The organism is Stenotrophomonas sp. YJH_SMC_36, from assembly GCF_059369935.1.
Genome location: NZ_JCAFTD010000001.1, coordinates 1 through 21,004 on the forward strand (window position 1 = coordinate 1; position 21,004 = coordinate 21,004).

General features: G+C 63.4%; 15 protein-coding genes and 1 pseudogene. 9 read left to right on the forward strand and 7 right to left on the reverse strand.

Going from position 1 to position 21,004, the window contains the following annotated elements; translation table 11 throughout:
- From AC5P76_RS00005 to AC5P76_RS00030, 6 genes are all read left to right on the forward strand, one after another.
- Positions 1–391 (forward strand): DUF2345 domain-containing protein (locus tag AC5P76_RS00005; RefSeq protein ID WP_495222573.1); only part of this gene is annotated, 391 nt, incomplete at its 5' end.
- A 1-nt stretch (position 392) separates the two neighbouring features.
- A complete protein-coding gene (locus tag AC5P76_RS00010; RefSeq protein WP_253120454.1) occupies positions 393–1,364 on the forward strand; it encodes a DUF4123 domain-containing protein in 972 nt (323 codons plus the stop codon).
- The gene (locus AC5P76_RS00015) at positions 1,351–4,719 is read left to right on the forward strand and encodes a T6SS effector BTH_I2691 family protein (protein ID WP_253120451.1); all 3,369 of its coding nucleotides are present in this window, start codon (positions 1,351–1,353) and stop codon (positions 4,717–4,719) included. Before AC5P76_RS00010 ends, AC5P76_RS00015 begins: the two co-directional genes overlap by 14 nt.
- A complete protein-coding gene (locus AC5P76_RS00020) occupies positions 4,716–5,639 on the forward strand; it encodes a DUF6708 domain-containing protein (protein WP_253120449.1) in 924 nt (307 codons plus the stop codon). The genes AC5P76_RS00015 and AC5P76_RS00020 overlap by 4 nt, the downstream gene beginning before the upstream one ends.
- 99 nt (positions 5,640–5,738) lie before the next feature.
- Positions 5,739–6,659, forward strand: coding sequence for a DUF6708 domain-containing protein (locus AC5P76_RS00025; RefSeq protein ID WP_253120446.1), 921 nt, complete (start codon positions 5,739–5,741; stop codon positions 6,657–6,659).
- Positions 6,660–7,049: 390 nt separating this feature from the next.
- A complete protein-coding gene (locus tag AC5P76_RS00030; protein WP_346475443.1) occupies positions 7,050–7,679 on the forward strand; it encodes a DUF6708 domain-containing protein in 630 nt (209 codons plus the stop codon).
- Positions 7,680–7,798: 119 nt separating this feature from the next.
- On the opposite strand, the gene AC5P76_RS00035 is transcribed toward AC5P76_RS00030, so the two are convergent.
- On the reverse strand, positions 7,799–9,019 hold the full coding sequence (locus AC5P76_RS00035; RefSeq protein ID WP_253120440.1) for a multifunctional CCA addition/repair protein: 1,221 nt from the start codon (positions 9,017–9,019) through the stop codon (positions 7,799–7,801).
- Between the two features lie 37 nt (positions 9,020–9,056).
- Positions 9,057–11,030, reverse strand: a complete 1,974-nt coding sequence (locus AC5P76_RS00040) for a transglycosylase SLT domain-containing protein (RefSeq protein WP_253120437.1) — start codon at positions 11,028–11,030, stop codon at positions 9,057–9,059.
- 163 nt (positions 11,031–11,193) lie between these two features.
- Here AC5P76_RS00040 and AC5P76_RS00045 point away from each other — a divergent pair, with 163 nt between their 5' ends.
- Entirely contained in the window at positions 11,194–11,601 is a 408-nt protein-coding gene (locus AC5P76_RS00045) for an ExbD/TolR family protein (RefSeq protein WP_053519873.1), read from the forward strand.
- A gap of 296 nt (positions 11,602–11,897) precedes the next feature.
- Positions 11,898–14,759, forward strand: a complete 2,862-nt coding sequence (locus AC5P76_RS00050; RefSeq protein WP_065181748.1) for a TonB-dependent receptor — start codon at positions 11,898–11,900, stop codon at positions 14,757–14,759.
- 103 nt (positions 14,760–14,862) lie between these two features.
- Here the strand turns inward: AC5P76_RS00050 and fhuE are convergent, their stop codons facing one another.
- From fhuE to AC5P76_RS00065, 3 genes and pseudogenes are all read right to left on the reverse strand, one after another.
- The gene (fhuE, locus tag AC5P76_RS00055) at positions 14,863–17,022 is read right to left on the reverse strand and encodes a ferric-rhodotorulic acid/ferric-coprogen receptor FhuE (protein ID WP_253120434.1); all 2,160 of its coding nucleotides are present in this window, start codon (positions 17,020–17,022) and stop codon (positions 14,863–14,865) included.
- 198 nt (positions 17,023–17,220) lie between these two features.
- A pseudogene (locus AC5P76_RS00060) lies at positions 17,221–17,780 on the reverse strand (M23 family metallopeptidase).
- A 37-nt stretch (positions 17,781–17,817) separates the two neighbouring features.
- Positions 17,818–18,291 carry an Lrp/AsnC family transcriptional regulator gene (locus AC5P76_RS00065; protein ID WP_253120431.1) on the reverse strand — a complete coding sequence of 158 codons (474 nt, stop codon included), beginning with the start codon at positions 18,289–18,291 and terminating at the stop codon, positions 17,818–17,820.
- A 72-nt stretch (positions 18,292–18,363) separates the two neighbouring features.
- On the opposite strand from AC5P76_RS00065, the gene AC5P76_RS00070 reads away from it, so the two are divergent.
- Positions 18,364–19,239, forward strand: a complete 876-nt coding sequence (locus tag AC5P76_RS00070; protein WP_197572194.1) for an EamA family transporter — start codon at positions 18,364–18,366, stop codon at positions 19,237–19,239.
- 59 nt (positions 19,240–19,298) lie between these two features.
- Here the strand turns inward: AC5P76_RS00070 and AC5P76_RS00075 are convergent, their stop codons facing one another.
- Together AC5P76_RS00075 and AC5P76_RS00080 are read right to left on the reverse strand one after the other, a co-directional pair.
- The gene (locus AC5P76_RS00075) at positions 19,299–20,036 is read right to left on the reverse strand and encodes an endonuclease/exonuclease/phosphatase family protein (RefSeq protein ID WP_180875876.1); all 738 of its coding nucleotides are present in this window, start codon (positions 20,034–20,036) and stop codon (positions 19,299–19,301) included.
- A 53-nt stretch (positions 20,037–20,089) separates the two neighbouring features.
- Positions 20,090–20,917 carry a thiol:disulfide interchange protein DsbA/DsbL gene (locus AC5P76_RS00080; RefSeq protein ID WP_253118275.1) on the reverse strand — a complete coding sequence of 276 codons (828 nt, stop codon included), beginning with the start codon at positions 20,915–20,917 and terminating at the stop codon, positions 20,090–20,092.
- Positions 20,918–21,004 lie beyond the last annotated feature (87 nt).

The following is a 21,004-nucleotide window of genomic DNA, read 5'->3' on the forward strand; positions in this document are numbered from 1 at the left end:
CACCGCCGGCATGGAACCCAGCGGCGAGAGCCCGAACCAGGAGCGCGGCATCGCGCTGCATGCGGCACAGGGCAAGGTGAGTGCGCGTGCGCACAAGAACCAGGCGATCGTGGCGGCCAAGACGCAGGTACGCATCGCCAGCACCGAAGCGGACGTGCAGCTGTCGGCACCGAGCAAGCATCTGCTGGCGACGGCGGCCGGCGCCTACATCCGGATCGAGGGCGACAACATCGAACTGGGCGCGCCGGGCAAGGTGGAATTCAAGGCGAGCCAGCGCGAATGGCTGGGGCCGGCGAGTGTGGTGGGGCAACTCGCCGTGCTTGCCGCAGATCTCAAAGCGTGCCCAACCAAGGACAGTCAGCTGGCAGCTGCCGGCGCTGCAACTATCTGAAATGAATCATCACTCGCTTGAATCGTTGATCCGGGATGTGGGTGAAAGATTGCATGGTCCGCGCCAGCCGCGCTGGGCAGGCGCAATCATCGATCCATTGGTGCGCGACCCACTTGATGATGGGCTTGTCGCGGAGCTGGGAGCAACCAAACTCAGAATCAATGTGCCGCTTCGTGACAAAACGCCATCGCGCCTTCCGTACCTGCTTCTGCTGGAAGCAACCTCTGATGGCGTCGCGCTGCTGCACGCCACCTGCCTTGAGGCAATGGAAGAGCAGCGGAACCCCGATAGTGAGGCAGAGCACGGGTTCGCCATTGGGCCTTGGGTCGGCTTCGACTCCGAGCCTGATGAGATGGCCAGACATTGGGCCACGATCTGTACGATTCGAGTAGCCGGGCAGGGGCGCCGGTATCTGCGCCTTGCGGATCGGCGGGTACTCAAGTGGCTCTGGCGCCGCCTGGACGCCGCCCAGCAGGCCTTCATGGCAGGACCCACGACGCAGATCCTGGTGTTGGGGCGAGATTCGAGTGTCGCTGAACTCCGCGTGTCAATGACACCACAGCGGGAGCGCACTGGGCTCCTATGGAAGTTCGATGGGAGCATGCTTGACGAGTGCGAGGCTGTGCAGAGCATGCTCAGAGGATGGCGGCGATTCGCACCAACCGTTCCGGCGAACTACCTCGATCTGGCCGAGTTCGCGCTATCCGAGGCGCAGGCCGCTGGCGCCCAAAGCCTGCATGATCGCGTGCTCCTCGGAGCGTACGCCTTGCAGGTAGACAATCACGTTCTCAGGTCGCCAGAGCTTCGGCGACTTGTTGCCACATCCCAGGCACAGGCCACGAATCTCGCTTTGGCCCTTGCTGCGATTCCCGATAGCAGGTGGGACGCCATGGCACTGGCCGTCCGACAAGGCCGATCCGGCGCTCGCTATCTGGAGGCCACTCAAGGAGGGAGCATTCATGGCTTCAGGTGATAGCAATCAATATTCGAGCAACGCCATCACCGCTGCCAGGAGAACCAAGACGTGCGGTGCTGGCGGTTGCGCGTCATGTGTCAAGTCTGGTCTGCCCGTGTTGCTTACCCGGCCGGGGCTGGCGGAAGCACGATACGCGGCCAGATCAGCCGTGCAGACACGTCAACTGATGGCCGGGCTTTCCGCGCCCGACCTGAAGTTCTCCGACTATGTCATGCGTGCGCTGAGGACAGGGTACGTCTACGTCTACTATCAGACTCCAGCAATGCATGCGCTGATCGGTGGAGAAGGTTGGGAGGCTTACGCTGTCGACGAGGCAGGCTATGTCAGCCCCATTCCGTTGGAGAATCCACCTCTGCCAGAGGAAATGCCGCGCTTCAGTTGTGAGCGCGCGGCGGGCTATGCCGCCGCTATGCTGATCAACATCAAAGAGCCCTCCCGTGCTGGTGAGGTCTGGATAGGTTTCAGCGAAGTGCCGCTATCCGTGAAGGTAAGGCAGAACTACGCGGCAGACCCGGAGCTTCTGAACCAGCGTTTTACTCGCCTGAACGCGTCCACCGGTCAAAGCAGCCGTGCGCTGGCGCTCACGGATGGTGCGATACAGGGCGCAATTGCGGACTACGACGTCGAGCGCGGTCGCTTGCTTGAAGGCCTGCGCGGAAATCCCCATCGTCCAGGGCAGGTAGCGCTGGACAAGAATGGCAAGGTCCCAGAGAAGCCGGCTTCGGAAGATGCGCAGACCGAAGAGCGGCGCGAGTCCGCCAAGGACGTTGCCGCGGCGGCGGCTGCAATCGCGGGCGCATCCAGGGATCCAGCCGCCAGGCAGCCTCTGATCCTGGGTGTCAGCGACCCGGTCGGCATGGCCCACGAAGCCGCGCATCTGCGCCTGACACTGCCCAGCAAGGCTGTGACGTGGTTGATGGCGCAGAAGGACGGTGCCCGACGCCTGCAGACTGCAGTGACGCTGGTGGGGCTTCAGCAGATGCTGGTTGAGCAGGCCAGGGTGCGGGAGGCTGACTTCCGTGATCGCAATCCGCCTGCGATGTCTGCAATGGATCTTCGTGCGGAAATGATAACGAAGACAGAGTTCGAGGCCCGCCAGAAGGCAGGCATCGTTCCTTCGTCCGCCAGCTGGTCGCCGCTCGCCATTCCCATGAACGGCCCGTGGGGTAAAGGCGTCGCCTCAAGCGGACAGAACGGCTACGGGACTGTGCACGTAGCCGGCGGCGCTTTTGAGGCCGACGCGCTTGAGCTGATCGATAAGATCAAGAAGAAGGCGTCCGGCAAAACTCGCGACACCGTCACCGGAAAGTCACTGGGCTGGGAAGACTACCTGAAGGAGTTTGGTAGGTACTCCGCTGAAGACAAGGCACTGCGCAAGCACATCCAGGGGGATCACCGCGATCTTCTGTCGTGGAATGGCCGCAAGCTGGTCACCGGGTTCGATTTCGATGAGACGAGCCCCGAAGATGGCATCTATTACAGCCAGGTGGTCGCCAACCTATTGCACGGCGGGCCCATCGACGACGAGGCTGTGGAGTGGTACGCCGACTTCGTAAAGGATGATCCCAGCAACAAGGACAATCTGCTGGTCAGGGCCATGCTGGGCAATCAGAAAGACGCGTTTGAGCAGTTTTCCGGGTGGAGCGTCGAAGAGGGCCAGAGAAACAAGGCCACTGAGGTTCTCAACAATCTGCTTGATCTGGCAGAGAAGCTGAGCGAGTCCAACCAGGGCGGGAAGGCGGCCGCGTTGGCCGTGAAGCACGTTGACACGCTGCGGATTCTTGCACGTGCGTATGCCAGCCCGCTGATCGCGATGGTGGGCGCCGTAGCGCTTGGCGCAGGGAAAGTGAAGAAGACGCTCTCCCCGCTTCTGTACGACCGTGTCATGGCCTTGTTGAGCAGTATGGTCAAACGAGCAGCCCCGCAGATTACACATCTGATTGTTGATGCCCCTCTGCGGATGGCAGGGCGCGCGTGGCGGGAGGTCTCAAGGGCATTCACTGCGGCTGCGGCCGACACGCCGGCCGGCAAGCGCAATGGCGTGAAGAGCCTGGTGATTGGAAGCGGAAGCTCGCTCCAGCTTGCAGGTGCCGGTGAAGCGGCTGATACGCGAGTGAAGCTGCATCTGTGGACCAACCAGAGTGAAGAGCAACTGCGCGCGCTTCAATCCACGGTCCAGCCGGGGCAATCCGTGGCAAATGCGCGGCCAGCACCGGGATCGATGATGACGGGAGTTGTAGTTGCGGCTGCTCCCATCACGATGGGGTCCAGCGGTCTGATGAGCCTGGCTTCGGCCACCCCCAAGGTGATTGCCGATGTGCCCACGGTGATGAGTGCCGGTGCCGGCATCATTCACGCGATGGAAGTAGCCAAAGCATGGAAGAAGATGGAGGTTGGCACAGCGAAGGAGCGCAGAGATGCCATCTTCAGTTTCTTCTCGGCAGGGTTAGGAGTGGTCTCGGCATTCCTCGATGTCGCGAAATCGTACGCGCAGAATGTTCTCAAGAAGGGGCTTGCCAAGCGTCTGGAGGCCACGGTTGCTCTGTTTGCGGCTATTGGTTCGTTCATTGATTCGGCGCAGGCCTTTGTTGCTTCTGCGGACGATTTGAAGAATGGGCGCGGTGGTGCTGCTGTAGTGCATTTCCTAGAAGGGGTATCGCTGTTCGCTGGTGGGTTCGCTCTTGCTCTATACGCAGCATCCATCTTTGTTCAGAGTTTTGGCACAACTACTTCATGGCTTGGGTGGGGCATCGTCCTTGTGATTCTCGGACTTGCGCTCGGTTTCGTTGCCTCGCTTCTAATGACGCTTCCTCTCGAGGATTGGGCGGCCAGGACTATTTGGGGGAGGTGGATCTCGACCCGTTGGGTCACGCAGGAGGAAGAACTTGGAGAACTCAATAAAGTTCTTTTGGGTGTTGAGGTGGATGCGCAGTATAGAAGCGCGTTCAGCTGGAAGAATGTCGCATCTGCGGATGACGTGATCATCGGTGATGCAGTGAAACGCGTGACCGCCCATGACTCCGGTGCAAGGTTCACTAGGGAGTTTTTGGTCACGCTTAAGCTTGTAGATCAGATTCGGAAACGGCTGGGAATAAATATTCTTGTGAGCGGTCAGGGCGCGGCAGGGATGGAGAGCATCGCCCGCTATTCCACCGATGAGTTGGGCAATGCCGGAGAGAACTGGGGCCAGGGCGTATCAGAAGGCAGGATGGATCATGTCTCGGTTGAGGCATTGACAATATCCGGCCATGTCGAGAGTAGTCGATTCTCGGCTTTGGCGGTGGAGCTCACAATTCGAGACGCTCTTGATGGAGGGGACGTTATTGTCTATGAGAGGATGGTGGTTGAATGAATAGACCCAGAAAGCGGTATGGCGACGTTCTGGTTGAAGAGTGGGAGGGCGAGGAGCCCTTCTTTGATACGGATTTTGCAAAGAAGCGGACTAACGGCACCGGACAGGTTGGTGTGGCCCAACCCCGCCGGATCCTGAATTCCACTGGCGGCGATCAAGTCCACAGTGGCCCCTCATCGTCCGATGTTGTTCTGGCGGCCTATGAGAACGGCATCATGATTAGCGGCCTGAGAGGGTCCGCAAGTCTTTCATTACTTGCGTGGTTCGGATTTCTTCCAGCCCTGGGTCTCGTCGCGTCCTCGTTCTTTGGTGCCTCTGTCTTGCTCAAGGGGGGCTGGGAGTTTCTGGTGCATGAGCCCGGCGTTGCGTTTGGCTTCGCATTTGGGACCTTGTTCGGTGCACTCTTTGGAACTAGTGGATTCAGTGTTCTGTTTCGTATTCTGGTGCTGATGCCATCGGATTTCCCGGTGATTTTTAACAGGAAAACGAAGGATGTCTGGGTGACAGTTCCTTCGATGCCGTCATTCATACGGATCTTTGAATTTATTCCGGTGAGGTTTGAACGGCACAGTTGGGAAAGTCTTCAACCTCGAACATACAGGATCCTCGAGGTCACTGCTGGCATGAGTTCTGCTCGCTGGACATACATCCTGACGATGGTTTTCGGACGTGAAGACGACCTCACGAAGGTCGCCAGTGAGGTGAACATCGGCTTCAAGGGATGGGGAGACGATTTCGAGTTGCTGCAGCTTTGGGAGCACATTCGTCAATACATGAACGATGCCGGCCCCGCTTTGGACCCGGGCGAAGAGTTCAAGACCTTCAGCACGGGCCGACTTCCCAAGTTCCCGGATGAGGCAATGGCGGCCTTAGGGCGAAAGCTCTCGGAAACCGAGGCTTGGGAAACTACGAGGGCCTAATGGCCCTGCTATTGGCGGTGGGCCAGATGAACCATGAACTCTAAAGAGCCCCGCTGCTGAAAAACAGAGGAAGTCGGTCTATGAGAGGATTTTGGTTGAATGAATAGACCCAAGAAGCGGTATGGCGACGTTCTGGTTGAAGAGTGGGAGGGCGAGGAGCCCTTCTTTGATACGGATTTTGCAAAGAAGCGAACTAATGGCGCCGGGCAGGTTGGTGTAGCTCAACCGCGCCGGATTCTGAATTCTACTGACGATGTCCGAGTTCATAGTGGTCCCTCGTCGTCCGAAGTTGTTCTGGCGGCCTATGAGAACGGTATCCTGATCAGTGGGCTGAGAGGTAATGCAAGTCTTTCTATACTGGCGTGGTTCGGATTCCTTCCTGCTTTAGGTCTTATTGCAGTAGCGATCTTTTGTGCAAATGTACTGTTTAGATTGGGCGCCAATGCTGTTTTTGAGCCCGGTATTGCCATTTCTTTTTTCTTTATTTCAATAGCTGGATTTCTGTTTGGTATTGGTTTAATTAGTTTTTTATTTCGTGTTCTTGTGTTAATGCCATCGGACTTTCCTGTAATTTTTAATAGGAGTGCGAAGGATATATGGGTGGCTGTTCCTACGCTGCCATCGTTTGTCCGGATACTTGAGCTCCATCCGGTGAGGTTTGAACGTTACAGCTGGGCAGATCTTCAACCTCGAACGTATAGGATCTTAGAGGTTACTCCAGGGGCGAGCTCTGCCCGCTGGATCTATATTCTTACCTTAGTATTTGGTCAAAAAAATGATCCAAGAAGGGTCGCCTGTGAAATGAATATCGGCTTCAAAGGCTGGGGAGACGATCTCGAGCTGCTGCAGCTTTGGGAGCACGTTCGCCAATACATGAACGATGCCGGCCCGGCTTTGGACCAAGGCGAAAAGTTCAAGACCTTCAGCACGGGCCGACTTCCCAAGTTCCCGGATGAGGCAATGGCGGCCTTGGGGCGAAAGCTCTCGGAATCCGAGGCTTGGGAAATTACGAGGGCCTAATGGCCCTGTTATTGGCGGCGGGCCAGATGAAATGTGAGCTCTAAAGAGCCCCGCTGCTGAAAAACGGAGGAGGTCGGTCTACGAGAGGATTTTGGGTGAATGAATAGACCCAGGAAGCGGTATGGCGACGTTCTGGTTGAAGAGTGGGAGGGCGAGGAGCCCTTCTTTGATACGGATTTTGCAAAGAAGCGAACTAATGGCGCCGGGCAGGTTGGTGTAGCTCAACCGCGCCGGATCCTGAATTCCGCTGACGGTGCCCGAGTTCACAGTGGCCCCTCATCGTCAGATGTAATACTGGGGGTGTATGAGAATGGAGTGGTTGTAAGTGGATTGAGAGGAGCTTCCAGCTTATCCGCTCTTGCGTGGTTTGGGCTAATTCCATCGTTCTGTATGATTTTGATTGGCATTTATTGCGCGCATCTTATTATCAAGCTTGGGGAGGGTTTTGCTCAAGAGCCAGGGTTGGCCCTTGGCATTGGATGTGCTGGCTTGTTCGGATTATTTTTTGGGTTTAGTACATTCAGTGTGCTTTTCCGCGGATTGGTTCTAATGCCGTCCGATTTTCCGGTCATATTTAATAGGGGGACTAAGGAGGTATGGGTGTCTGTGCCCAAGATGCCGTCATTCATACGGATCTCTGAATTTCAACCGGTGAAGTTTGAACGGCACAGTTGGGAGAGTCTTCAACCTCGAACATACAGAATTCTCGAGGTCACTGCTGGCATGAGTTCTGCTCGCTGGACATACATCCTGACGATGGTTTTCGGACGTGAAGACGACCCCACGAAGGTCGCCAGTGAGGTGAATATCGGCTTCAAGGGGTGGGGGGACGATTTCGAGTTGCTGCAGCTTTGGGAGCACATTCGCCAATACATGAACGATGCCGGCCCGGCTTTGGACCCGGGCGAGAAGTTCAAGACGTTCAGCACGGGCCGACTTCCGAAGTTCCCGGATGAGGCAATGGCGGCCTTAGGGCGAAAGCTGTCGGAGTCTGAGGCGTGGGCTGCTCCAAAGACTTGACGCAAGATTGGCTGCGTCGGCATTTGACCTGCCCCGGTTTGTAGTCTCGACAACCACGATCTGGCGTGTCGGCCGTGAGCCTCTCCCCTCAGATGGGAGGAGAACCTGAAAATAGGGGATTACCGAGCCGCCGCAATCGCCTTCACCCGCGCCCTGGCCAGTGCTTCACCAATCGCCGGGCCTTTCAGGTGCGTCGTATCCAGATCCCGTGCCTGTACCGATAGCGCCGCCTGATGCAGGCGCTTGAGCGTTTCGCCCTGCGGGTAGTCACTGTCCTCGAATCCCAGCCGTCCGCGCTTGTCGGCCTCGCAGCACAGGGCGATGCGCGCGATGCGTTCGGGCCGGCGCAGCGCGTCGCAGCGACCGAGCAGTTCCAGCACGGTGGCATCGCGGAGCTCGTCGATGCGGTGCACGTTCAAGTGCTCGCGGCAGACCGCTTCCGCCAGCTGCTGGTGTTCGGCCGGGACCTTCAAGCGGGCGCACAGCGCCTTCAGCGGCGTAATGCCGCGCTGCTCGTGCATGATGTGGCGCGGCCATTCCTCCGGCGGGGTGAGGCCCTTGCCGAGATCGTGGGTGAGCGCGGCGAAGCCGACCAGGTCATCGCCCGGGGCCAGTCCCGCTGCCATGTCACTGACCATCTCCTGGTGCAGGCCGGTGTCGATTTCCGGATGGAACTCGGCACGCTGCGGAACGCCATACAGCGCTTCCAGCTCGGGCAGGACCGGGCCCAGTGCGTGCGCCTCGTGCAGGGTGCGCAGGAACGCCGAAGGCCGTTCGCTTGCCAGCGCCCTTCGTAGTTCCTGCCAGACGCGCTCTGGTACCAGCGCGTCGAGCTCACCGCTGGCAGCGACCTCGCGCATCAGCGCCATGGTTTCGGGGGCAACGGTGAACCCCAGCGGGGCGAAGCGGGCCATGAAGCGGGCCGCGCGTAGCACGCGCAATGGATCTTCAACGAAGGCAGGACCGACGTGGCGCAGCACGCGCTGCTCGATGTCACGCACGCCGCCGTAAGGATCGACCAGCGCACCGCTGTCTTCGTCGCAGGCAATGGCATTGATGGTGAAGTCGCGGCGCTGCAGGTCCTCTTCCAGCGTTACCGCCGGATCGGCATCGACCACGAAACCGCGATAACCGCGGCCGGATTTGCGCTCGGTGCGGGCCAGGGCGTATTCCTCACCGGTCTGCGGATGCAGGAACACCGGGAAGTCCCGCCCCACGGCGCTGAAGCCCTGCGCTTCCATCTGCGCGGGCGTGGCACCGACCACCACCCAGTCGCGGTCGCCGGCGGGACGCTGCAGCAGGCGGTCGCGCACGGCGCCGCCGACAAGATAGATCTTCATGGCGGGGATGATGGCATGCCCGGCGCGCAGAGCCGAATCAGTCGCCGCCCTGGCCCGCGTCCGCCGGACAGCTGAAGCTCTTGCGCTTGTCGACCAGGCGTCCCATCAGGCGGTCGCTCAGCGGCAGGGCGTCACCGTTGAGGCGCCAGTCGTAGATCACGCTGAAGGCCAGCACGCGCGCGACGTACTCGCGCGTTTCCTTGTAGCTGATCGTCTCGATCCACAGGTCGGGATCGAAACCGGGGCGCTGGCTCTGCCAGCGTGCCGTAGGCGTCGGACCGGCGTTGTAGGCGGCGATGGTCACATAGGGCAGGCCGTCGTACTTGTTCATCAGCTGGCGCAGGTAGGCGGTGCCGATGGCGATGTTGGTGTCGGGGTCGTAGAGGCTGTCGGCACCGCCGTAGCCGGTCAGGCCGATGGACTTCGCCACGGCGGCACCGGTGGCCGGCAGCACCTGCATCAGGCCCATCGCATTGGCAGGCGAGCGCGCGCGCGGAGTGAAGATGCTTTCTGCGCGGATTTCCGCAGCGACCCAGGCCGGGTCGATGGCATTGCGCGCCGATTCGCGGCGGATCGTGGCGTCATGGTGCAGCGGGAAGCGCAGGTCATACAGGCGCTGCTCCTGCGGCTGCTTGCCGAGGGAGAACACCGCGCGGTCGAACCAGCCGTTGTCCTGGGCCACCCGCACGGCCAGTCGGCGCTGGGTGTCATCGAAGCGCGACAGCGCGCTGTTCCATTCGGCCACCGCCCAGCCGGCGCGATCGATCTGGAACAACGCCACTGCGCGCTGGATGGCAGGATCGCGAGCCACTGCGGCCTTGGCCTGTTCGCTGTCGTTGGGTTTCCACGGGCACAGCGTGTAGCCCTGCTGCAGCTTGTCGGCCGCGAGGAAGCCGTGGAAGGTGGGCGTGCGCGCGGCCTCCCGGAACAGCGACTGTGCCTGCTGTGCCTGCCCGGTCTTCTCCAGCATGCGTCCTTCGTAATAGCGCCAGCGTGGATCGTTGCGCTGTTTCGGCCCCATCTTGCGGATTGCCGCCAGGGTCGCCGGCCAGTCGCCACGCGACATCGCTTCGCGCACGCGCCATTCATGCAGGCGCTCGTCGTAGGCGGCGTCGGGGACTGCATTGAGGCGCCGCGCGGAATCAGGCAGGTAGGAGGCGACCGTCCACAACGCGATCTGGTAGCGCACCTGGGCCTGCTGCTCGGCACTCAGGCCCAGGGCCTGCGCGTACTGCGGCAGCTGCTGCTCGGTGGCATCCGGATCGGCCTTGGCCAGCTTGACCAGGCCGTCGGTGGCGATGCGCCGGCTGCGATCATTGCGCGGCCAGTTCAGTGCGCTGGCATTGGGCTTGTCGACGAACGCGGCATAGGTGTTGGCCAGCGCCAGGTCGGCGGCGGGAAGTCCACGCGCGGCGCTGCGCATCACCGCCGGCTGCTGCGCGTCGGCGGCCGCGTCGATGCGCTCCCAGCGCAGTGCGTCGCTCAGGCCCCCCTGGGCCTGCAGCACGGCGAACACCGCATCGCAGCCGTCGGGCAGTGACTTGCCGTTCCGGCGCCACAGCTCCTGGGCGTCGCTGATCCATTGCGGATCGACGCCGCCGGTCACCTGTCGGGCGGTCAACTGCGCACAGCGCAGGCCGAGATTGTCGGTAGGCACCCAGTTGGCGAGCAGGGTGGGCCAGTCCTGCCGGCGTGCCACCGAAGGCAGCCACACGCTGCGGAAGGTGGTGGCCACGGCCTGGCCCTCGTAACGCTTGAGGAAGGCCTGCGCCTGCGCAGTGTCGACCGTGTCGATGTTGCGCCGCAGATTGGCGTACTCCAGCCAGCCATAGGCCGGATGGCGGCTGAGCGCGGCGGCCTGGCCGGGATCGAACTGGCCGCGTTCGGCAGCGGCGATGGCGGCTTTGAGCTGCGCGTTCTGGGCATCGAGGGACTGGGCACCGGCGCAGCCGATCAGCAGCAGGGAGGCCAGCGGGAGCAGGGACAGGGCGGTCGAAGAGCGTCGGGTCATGGCGCCAGCATAGCGGGCACTGGCTGAATTCAGTTTCGCATCGCGTGCACGCCAGACAAAGGCAACGGCGGCTGAATGCAGGTGCATGCAGCCTCTGCCGCAACGGCGGGATGCCGGCGTAACGTCAGAGCCGGGCGAACCGCCCGGCTGCAGGGAGCGGCACATGGCGTTCAGTAGCGCAGGAAGGAATGGCCCGCTGGCGGAGATCAATGTCACGCCATTGGTGGATGTGATGCTGGTGCTGTTGATCATCTTCATCGTGACCGCACCGATCGTGGCCCGGCCGATCGCAGTGCAGTTGCCGCAGGCGACCGATCGCGTGGTCGCCCGGCCGGACCCGCCGCCACCGATCGAACTGCGTCTGGATGCAGCCAACCAGCTCAGCTGGAACGGCCAGCCTCTGGCCATTGCCGATCTGCAGTCGCGCCTGCAGGCGCAGGCGGGTAAGTACGCCGGCAACCTGCCGGAGCTGCGCATCGCGACCGATCCGGCGGCCGAGTACGAAGGGATGGCACGGATCCTGGCGGCGGCCGAGGCCACCGGCATGGAGCGCATTGCGTTCGTGCGCTGAGCAGCGGATGAGGGGCTGTCGATGGACAGCCCCTCAACCAAGAGTGCTTTGGAGCACTCCGCGGATGCCGGCACCTGCTGTCGCAACAGGCGCGTGGTCAGCGCGCCAAGGCTGGGACACGGCACAGAATCTGTCGCTATCTGATGCGATTGCCCGTCAATCGCGTCAAGCCCGCGTGAAAGGGTGTCGGTCATCACGCCGTGATTTTGACTACTTGTTTACAAAGGAGACGCTGCCGCCATGCAGGAGGGGCGTACGGCAGCCAATGTCCCGACATTCCTTTGGAGAGAGAGCGAATGAATCACCTGCACCACCGCCCCCTGGCGGTTGCCGTCGCCCTGTGCGTGACTGCCCTGGCACCGCTGGGCGCCGCCGCACAGTCCACCACCAACCTGGACGCGGTCGAAGTCACCGGTACCCGCATCAAGCGCGCTGAAGTGGAGGGCCAGGTTCCGATCCAGACCCTGACGCGCGGCGACATCGAGCGCACCGGCCTGAGTTCGATCGGCGAAGTGCTGCAGCAGCTCACCGGCTCCGGTTCGGCGCTCAATGCCAAGTTCAATTCGTCCGGCAACTTCGGCTTCCCCCCGGATGGCAGCGGCGTCGGTGCGGGTTCGGCGCAGGTCGATCTGCGCCACCTGGGGGCCAAGCGCGTGCTGGTGCTGGTCGATGGCATCCGCTGGGTCAATGAGTCATCGGCGTCGGGTGTCGGCGCCGCGACCGATCTCAATACCATTCCGCTGGCCATCGTCGAGCGCATCGAAGTGCTGGAAGACGGCGCGTCGTCGCTGTACGGCTCCGATGCCATCGCCGGCGTGGTCAACATCATCACCCGCCGTGATTTCGATGGCGGCCAGGTGACCCTGAACTACGGCGAATACAGCAAGGGCGACGGCACGCAGAAGGGCGTGGACCTGGCCTGGGGCAAGAGCGGTGATCGCTTCAGTCTGTTCCTCGGCGCCAGCTGGACCAAGCAGGATCCGGTGTATGCGAAGGACCGTGAACAGTCGCGCTTCCCGATTCCCGGTACCGGCCTGGCCTTCGGCAGCGGTGCCATTCCGCAGGGCCGCTTCGCCTTCGTCGACCCCAACACGGGCGCGCAGCAGAACATCGTGCCCAACACCGGCGTGAGCAATCCACGCTATGACGGCAGTGCCGGCTGCAACCGCACTGACGACTACCACTGCTTCACCAGCGCTGACCGTTTCAACTTCGCCGAGTACAACATGGTGCTGACGCCGTCGGAGCGGAAGGGCCTCTTCGGTCAGTTCCGCTTTGACATCACCGACAACGTGCAGTGGTACGTCAAGGCACTGGGCAACCGTCGCGAGTCGACCAACCAGGCTGGCCCCGAGCCGCTGTTCTTCGGCCCCGATGGCGCCACTGGCAATCCGCTGGCCGACAACATCACCATCTCGGCGCTCAATCCCTACAACCCGTTCGGCTTCGACCTGGTGTCGTCCGGCAACATGAGCCTGGTCGGCCGCCGCCCGGTGGAAGGTGGCGCGCGCGTGTTCGAGCAGGAGGTCAACACCACGTACTTCGCCACCGGCCTGGTCGGCAACTTCCAGGCGGCCGACCGCAGCTGGTTCTGGGACGTCAACGGCATGTACAGCAAGAACAAGGCCGAACAGACCAACTACGGCAGCTACAACATCTACAACGTCAACCTGGCGCTGGGCGATCCTGCCGCATGTGCGGCGACGCCGGGCTGCGTGCCGCTGAACATCTTCGGCGGTGCCGGTTCCATCACCCCGGACATGCTGCGCTGGATCCAGCCGGTGGTACGCGACCGCAGCCAGAACGAGCTGAGTCTGTTCACCGCCAATCTGTCCAGCGATCTGTTCAACCTGCCGGCCGGCCCGCTGTCCTTCGCCACCGGTTACGAGTACCGCAAGTACGAAGGCTGGTACCAGCCCGACCCGTTGACGGTGATCGGTCACTACAACGGCGTGCCGTCGCAGCCGACCTCCGGCTCGTACGACGTCAATGAAGCCTACCTGGAACTGAGCGTGCCGATCTTCGCCGATTCGGCACTGGGCAAGAAGCTCGACCTGAGTCTGGCAGGCCGCTACTCGGATTACTCCACCTTCGGTGGTGAGTTCACGCCCAAGTACGGCCTGCGCTGGCAGGTGACCGATGACTTCGTGCTGCGCACCACCTATGCCGAAGGCTTCCGCGCGCCGTCGATCGGCGAACTGTACGGCTCGGCCGCGCGCGCGGACCTGCAGCTGTTCGATCCGTGCTCGATCGGCCTGGGCGGCACGCCGCCGCGTGGCAGCGCCGCCAACTGTGCCGCGCTGGGCGTGCCGGCCGGCTTCCAGCAGGCCAACTCGCAGATCTCGGTGACCACCGGCGGCAACCGCGAGCTGGAACCGGAGCGTTCACGCAGCTTCAGTGCCGGATTCGTCTGGAGCCCGTGGTTCGGCAACAACACCTCCTGGTCGGAGCGCTTCGACGTGGAAGTGACGTTCTACCGCCACAACATCGATGGCGCGATCCAGGCGATCAACGCGCAGACCCAGCTGGACCTGTGTGTGGATACGCTGGATCCGGTGTACTGCGATGGCATCACCCGTGCCAGCACCGGCGCGGTCAGCAGCTTCAACAACCGACTGACCAACCTGGGTTCGATCAAGACCGATGGCTGGGACGTGGACCTGTTCTGGACCCTGCCGCAGACCTCGATCGGCCAGTTCAAGCTGGGCTGGAAGAACACCTTCGTCGGTCGTTACGAGGCCACCGGTGCGGCCGGCCAGCGGCAGCCACAGAAGCCGGGCGTGGAAGTGGCCGACAGCTCGATTCCGGAATGGACCAGCAACGCCAGCATCGGCTGGACACTGGACAACTGGAGCGCGAACTGGACGGTGCGGCACATCTCCGAGTTGACCGAAGACTGTGGCGACGCCGTGGCGTTCCCGGTGTGCAGCAACCAGGTGGCGGGCACCAACACGCTCTCGGCGACCACCTTCCATGATCTGCAGGTGGGTTACAGGATCGACTGGATGAAGGGACTGCAGCTGACCGCTGGCCTGAACAACGTGTTCGACAAGGATCCGCCGATCTGCCTGTCGTGCTCGCTGAACGGCTATGACGCGTCGACCTATGACATTCCGCGTGGCCGCTACTGGTACATGCGCGCGGACCTGCGGTTCTGATGTGATGAGGGGCAGCGCCGGACACTCCGGCGCTGCCTTGCGGGTGTAGCGCCGAGCCCATGCTCGGCGCTACAGGAGCGGGGCGGTTGCGCCCTGCAGCTGATCAGAACGACCAGGTGAACGTCAGCGAGCCGTTGCGGCCATCGCCGTACGCACCGTAGCCGTTGATCTGCGAGAGGTACTGCTTGTCCAGCAGGTTGTTGAGGTTGGCCTGCACGCTGAACTCCGGCGAGATGCGGTAGCGCACGAAGGCGCTGACCAGGGCATAGCCGTTCTGCTCGATGCGGCCGTAGGCCGGCACCGCATAGTAGATGCGGTTCTGCCAGTTCGCCCCACCGCCGACCGTCAGTGCCTGCAGCGACTGCGGCGTGTAGCTGGTGAACAGCTTCAGCGCGGTCTGCGGCAGGTTGGTGTTGATGTCGGCATCGTTGGCATCCTTGGCCACGTAACGCGAGGCACCGAAGGTCGCGTTCCAGCCCGGGGCCAGCTCGCCGTTCAGTTCGAATTCGAAGCCACGGCTGACCGTGCCGCGCGCGGCGCGGTAGGCGAATTCGTTCTGGCTGCCCTGCACCGGCTCACCGGTGGCCTGGCCCACGTTGTCCTGCTCGATGCGGAACACCGCCAGCGAAGCATTGAGGCGGTTGTCGAACCACGCGCCCTTGACGCCCACTTCGTAGCTCTTGCCATCGACCGGATCGAGGTAGCTGCCGTTGCGGTCCTTCAGTGTCTGCGGCTGGAAGATCTCGGTATAGGCGGCGTAGGTGGAGAAGGTATCGTTGATGTCCAATACCAGGCCGGCATAGGGCGTGGTGACCTTGTGCGAGCGGTCCGCACCTTCGCCTTCACTCTTCCAGTCGGTGTAGCGTGCGCCGACGATGAGCTTCAGCGGGTCGGCCAGCGACAGGCGCGTGGCCATGTAACCGGCCTTCTGGGTGATCGTGCCTTCGCTGGCCAGCGCCAGCGGGTTCCAGTTCGGCTCGGAGATGTCGCCGGTCCAGCCAAGGTAGCTGGTGAACGGGTCCCAGCTCTGGCCGGGGCCGCCAATCTGGTAGTCGCCGTAGTTGGCGTACTCGCGCTTGTTGTAGCTCAGGCCGGCCATGAACTGGTGATCGCGGCCGAACAGCCGGAACGGGCCGTCGACATAGCCATCGACTGCGTTGACCTTGCGCTCGGTGTTGTAGAAGCCGGCCGACGGCGAAATGCCGGCGCCGGTGGTCCTGTCGAAGAACGAGGCACCACTGGTCCAGTCGTTGTAGGCCGGGTAGAACAGCTTGTCGTCGGCCTTGGTCTCATCGTGGGTCGCACCGACCTTGAACTTCCAGCCATTGCTGAAGGCATGCTGCAGGGTGGCGAACGCGCGCTTGCTGGTGGTGTCCCAGTAGGTCCAGTTCGGACTGGCGTTGAACGATTCGTCGTAGCCGGTGGCCGAGCCGTCGGAGAACAGCATCGGGAAGCCGCCCCAGGTCGCACCATTGGCGCGCTTCTGCTGGTAGTCGTAGCCCACGCTCAACTGCGTGTCCGGAGTCAGGTCGGCGTCGATCACCGCGTAGCCCAGCGTCTTGTGCTGGTTATAGCGGTCCATCTGCGCGTCGGTGTCGAGGTAGCTGCCGATCACCCGGCCACGCACGGTGCCGCTGGTGTTCAGCGCGCTGCCCACGTCCACGGTGGTACGGGTACGGCCCCAGCTGCCGACGTTCACCGATACGCTGCCAGCCAGCTCGGCGCTGTCGGCATGCTTGCGGATCAGGTTCACCGAGGCAGACGGGTTGCCTGCGCCACTGAGCAGGCCGGTGGCGCCGCGCACCACCTCCACGCGGTCATACAGGGCGAGGTCCAGGCCGGAATCGCCGTAGCTCCAGTTCTGCACCATCTGCGTGGGCAGGCCATCGAACTGGTAACTGTCGATGTAGAAGCCGCGCGCATAGAACTCGGTGCGCTCGCTGTCCGATTGCGTGCTGGTCACACCGGTAGTGTTGGCCAGCACGTCGATGATGTCGTCCAGGTTCTGATCTTCGATGCGCTGATGGCTGATGATGCTGACCGACTGCGGAATCTCGCGCGGCGTCAGGTCGAAGCGGGTACCGGCCGAGGTGCGGCGCACCGAGTAGCCCTCCGCGCGCTCGCCCTTGACCACCACCTTGTCGAGGGTGGTCGCATCGGTGGCAGTTTCTGCGAAGGCGGTCGGGGCGATGGCGCAGAGTGCGGCGAGCACGGCAACGGACAGCCGCTGAGGCTGCGGGATACGGAATGCAGGACGGTTCATGGGATTCCTGGACGAGCATGCGCGTTCGGCCGACATCCAGGAGGCGAGGCGCTAAGGGTAGGGGAAAGGCGGGCGCGCCTTCCTGGCGACGCTGCAATCGAAAGGAATGTTAATACGAACTATTCCTATTTACAAATCATGAACAGGGGCGCGCGGGCAGGATCGTCCGGGTGCCGGGGACGACCGCCGTCCGGCGGCTTAGCGGCGCAGCAGTGGCAGAGGATCCCGTGCGCCGTCTGCGCCGTAGATGCCCCAGTGCAGGTGCGGCGGGGTGCCCTTGGCGTTGCCGCTGTCGCCGACGTGGCCGAGCAGATCGCCCGCGGCTACGACCTGGCCGCGGGCGAGGCCTGCGGCCCAGCTCTCCAGATGGGCGTAGTAGTAGCGCTCGCGGCCGGGGCCGATCACCCAGACCTGACGGCCGCCCAGGCCGCCTTCCCGCACCTCGGCAACCACGCCCGGGGTCGCGCTGCGGACCGGGGTACCCCGCGCGGCGAAGATGTCGATGCCGGCATGGCTGCGGTCTCGCCCGCGCGGCGCGCCGAAGGTATCGGCGGCCGCACGCCGTCCACCGGTACCGGCAGCTCGGTGGCCGGTGGCATCCGGGCCAATGACCACAGCATCTTCGGCGCTTCGGCCCAGCGGCTGTTCCAGACGGACAGGGCGGCAACGACGGTGACGACCAGCAGGAACGCACGCAGCAGCCAACGGCGCAGCAGGCGGGCGGAAGACGTGGAGGGTGTGCGGGGCGAAGGATTCATGCCGCGCCAGTATGGCGCGGTGGGTGTCGAGGCCGGTTCATTGCAGGGGGACTTCGAAACTGCGCTTCAGCGTGGACAGTGCCACCGCGGTGCGGAATCGTTCGATGTTGTCGTCGCCACCGAACAGCCGCTCGCTGATGGCGTCGTATTCCTCCATCGAGGTGGCCGAAAGCACCAGCAGGAAATCGCCGTCACCGGTGATGGCATAGCACTGCTGCACCGCCGGGTCGTCCTGCACGCGCTGCTTGAACGGCGCCACGCGATCACGCTGCTCGCTGACCATGCGCACCTCGACGATGAGGGTCAGCGGTCGGCCGATCCGCGCCGCCGCCACCACGGCCACATTGGCCGCGATCACACCGCTGTCCTGCAGACGCCTGACCCGCCGCTGCACCGCCGGCGTCGACAGGTGCACGGCTTCGGCGATCTCCCGCTGTGGCAGCGTGTTGTCCCGCTGCAGCAGGGCGAGGATGGCGCGGTCGAAGCTGTCCAGCACGGGGGCAGTGGCCATGGCGAGCAGAAGTTGCATGGACGGGCCGGTAATTGAGCCAAGTGCTCGCCGTCGACGCAATAGACTGGACGCATGCAGACTTCACGATTCGCGCCGATGTTGCCGGCGCTGGCGGTGCTCGGCTCGGTAACGGCGCTGTCCGTTGGCACGTCCTATGCAAAGCACCTGTTCCCGCTGATCGGCGCGCAGGGCACCAGCGCGCTGCGCGTGGGCTTCTCCGCACTGTTGCTGCTGCTGTTCTGGCGACCCTGGCGCTGGAAGACCCGCCGCGCGGATGCGATCACCATCCTGCGCTACGGGCTCACGCTGGGCCTGATGAACCTGCTGTTCTACATGGCCATCCGCACGATCCCGTTCGGCATCGCGGTGGCCATCGAGTTCACCGGGCCGTTGACCGTGGCGATGCTGTCGTCACGGCGCCCGATCGATTTCCTGTGGGTGGGATGCGCAGTGGTCGGCCTGCTCCTGCTGTTGCCGCTGGGCGGTGCGGCGGCACTGGACCCGGTGGGCGTGCTGTATGCACTGGGTGCGGCGGCGTGCTGGGGCCTGTACATCGTGTTCGGCAAGCGCGCCGGCCACCTGCATGCAGGCCATTCGGTGTCGCTGGGCCTGCTGGCGGCGTCGCTGGTGGTGGTGCCGGTCGGGGTGATCCATGCCGGCGCGGCCCTGCTCGATCCGAAGATCCTGCTGGCGGGCCTGCTGGTGGCACTGGTGTCCAGTGCGATTCCGATGTCGCTGGAGATGGTGGCGCTCAAGCGCCTGCCGAAGGAAACCTTCGGCATCCTGATCAGCATGGAGCCTGCGGTGGCCGCGCTGTGGGCGATGCTGTTGCTGCACGAACACCTGCATGGACTGCAGTGGCTGGCGATCGGCTGCACCGTGGTGGCTTCGGTGGGGAGCACGATGACGGCGCGGCGGTCGAAGGCGCCGGCATTGCAGGCGGGGTAGCGCCGGGCCATGCCCGGCGGATTGGGTTCCGTTCGCCGGGCATGGCCCGGCGCTACCGATCAGCGCAGGGCGCTGGCCGGTACGTCGATGGCCATGGCCAGCGCCAGATGGTCCGAGAAGGCCGCCGGTACGGCTTCGACCGCGCGGGTCTGCAGGCTGCTGCTGACCAGGATGTGGTCGATGGCGCGGTCCGGGCGCCAGCTGGGGAATGTCGGCACGATGCAGCCTGGAGGCTGCAGCCGGGTCTTCTGGTACAGCACCTGCATTTCCGGCCGTTCGGCCAGGCAGTTGAAGTCACCCATCAGCACGGCATTGGGGTGGTCGGACAGCAGCTCGGCAATGAAACCGAGCTGTGCCATCCGCGAACCGGCACCCAGCGAGAGGTGGGCCACGGCCACGGCCAGGCCGTCCCTGCCATCACCGAACCTGGCCAGCAGCACGCCACGCCCGCCGATGCGGCCGGGCAGGGCGTGGTCCTGCACCTCCACCGGCTCCAGTTTGCTCAGCAGGCCGTTGGCACTGGATGCAACCCCGCCCATGCGCCGGTTCGGCTGGTGGCTCCAGTAGTTGAAGCCGGCACGCTGGGCCAGGTAGTGGGTCTGGTTGGTGAAGCCCGAACGCAGGCTGCCTGGATCGGCTTCCTGCAGGCCAACGATGTCGTGCCCACGCGCCAGTGTGGCAATCGCATCAAGACTGCTGCGCTTGCGACCCGCCGGCAGCGCATGTGACCAGCTGCGGGTCACATAGTCGCTGTAGCGGCGGGTACTGGAGCCGGCCTGGATGTTGGCCGTCAGCAGGCGCAGGGTCCGTGTAGAGGGGGAATTCACGGCCGGGGACAGCTTCTCTTGGATCAGTGAGCCTGGGCCGCACCGCGCTCGCGGGCGATCAGGTGGTCGGCGATGCGCAGCATGTCCGGGAAGCTCTTGCCCTTCACCAGGTACTTGCCGTTGACGATGATCGACGGGGTGCCGCTGATCTGGCTGCGCTGCGCGAACTGCTTGGCCGAGTTGGTCTTGGCATTCACCGCGAAGCTGCCCATGGTGGCGGCGAACTGCTTCGGATCGACGCCGTAGCCGGCGTAGAACTTGGCGATGTCCTCGACCGAATCACGGCCGCGTTCGCCCTTCAGGGTCTTCTGCGAGTGGATGGCGGCGTACAGCGCCTCGTGGGTCTTCTCCTGCACGCCCAGCGTCTGCGCGGCATAGAAGGCACGGGCGTAGTCGTCCCAGGTGCCGCCGAACATGGCGGGCACGTAGACGAAGTTCACGTCGCCCGGCAGACCGGCCTTCCACGGGCCGACCAGCGGCTGGAAGGCGGCGCAGGCCGGGCAGACGTAGCCGAAGATCTCGACCACTTCGACCTTGCCGGCAACCGGCTGGAAGGGCTGGCCGTTCGGAATTTCCTGGTAGTCCTCACCGGCCACCGGCGCCGGACCGGTCAGTGCGGTGGTGGTCGGGGCCGGAGCGGCCGCCGGAGCGGCTTCGGCGGCCTTCTCGCCTTCGGCTACCGGGGCCGCGCCTGCGCTGTCAGCGGCCGGTGCCGCAGCGGGCTCGGTGCTGGCTGGGGCGGTGGTCGGCTCGGCCGGGGCGGCGGAGGTGTTGGCGGTGCCGTCGTCGGCCTTGCAGGCCGCCAGGATCGGCAGCAGCGCTGCGAGTGCGAGGGCGTAGCGGATCTTCATGGAAGCGTCTCCAGCATCTGGAATGGTGGGGCCGGCGGCGGGCGCCGGCCAGGGGGAAATGATGACACGCGGCGGCGACAGCGCCGT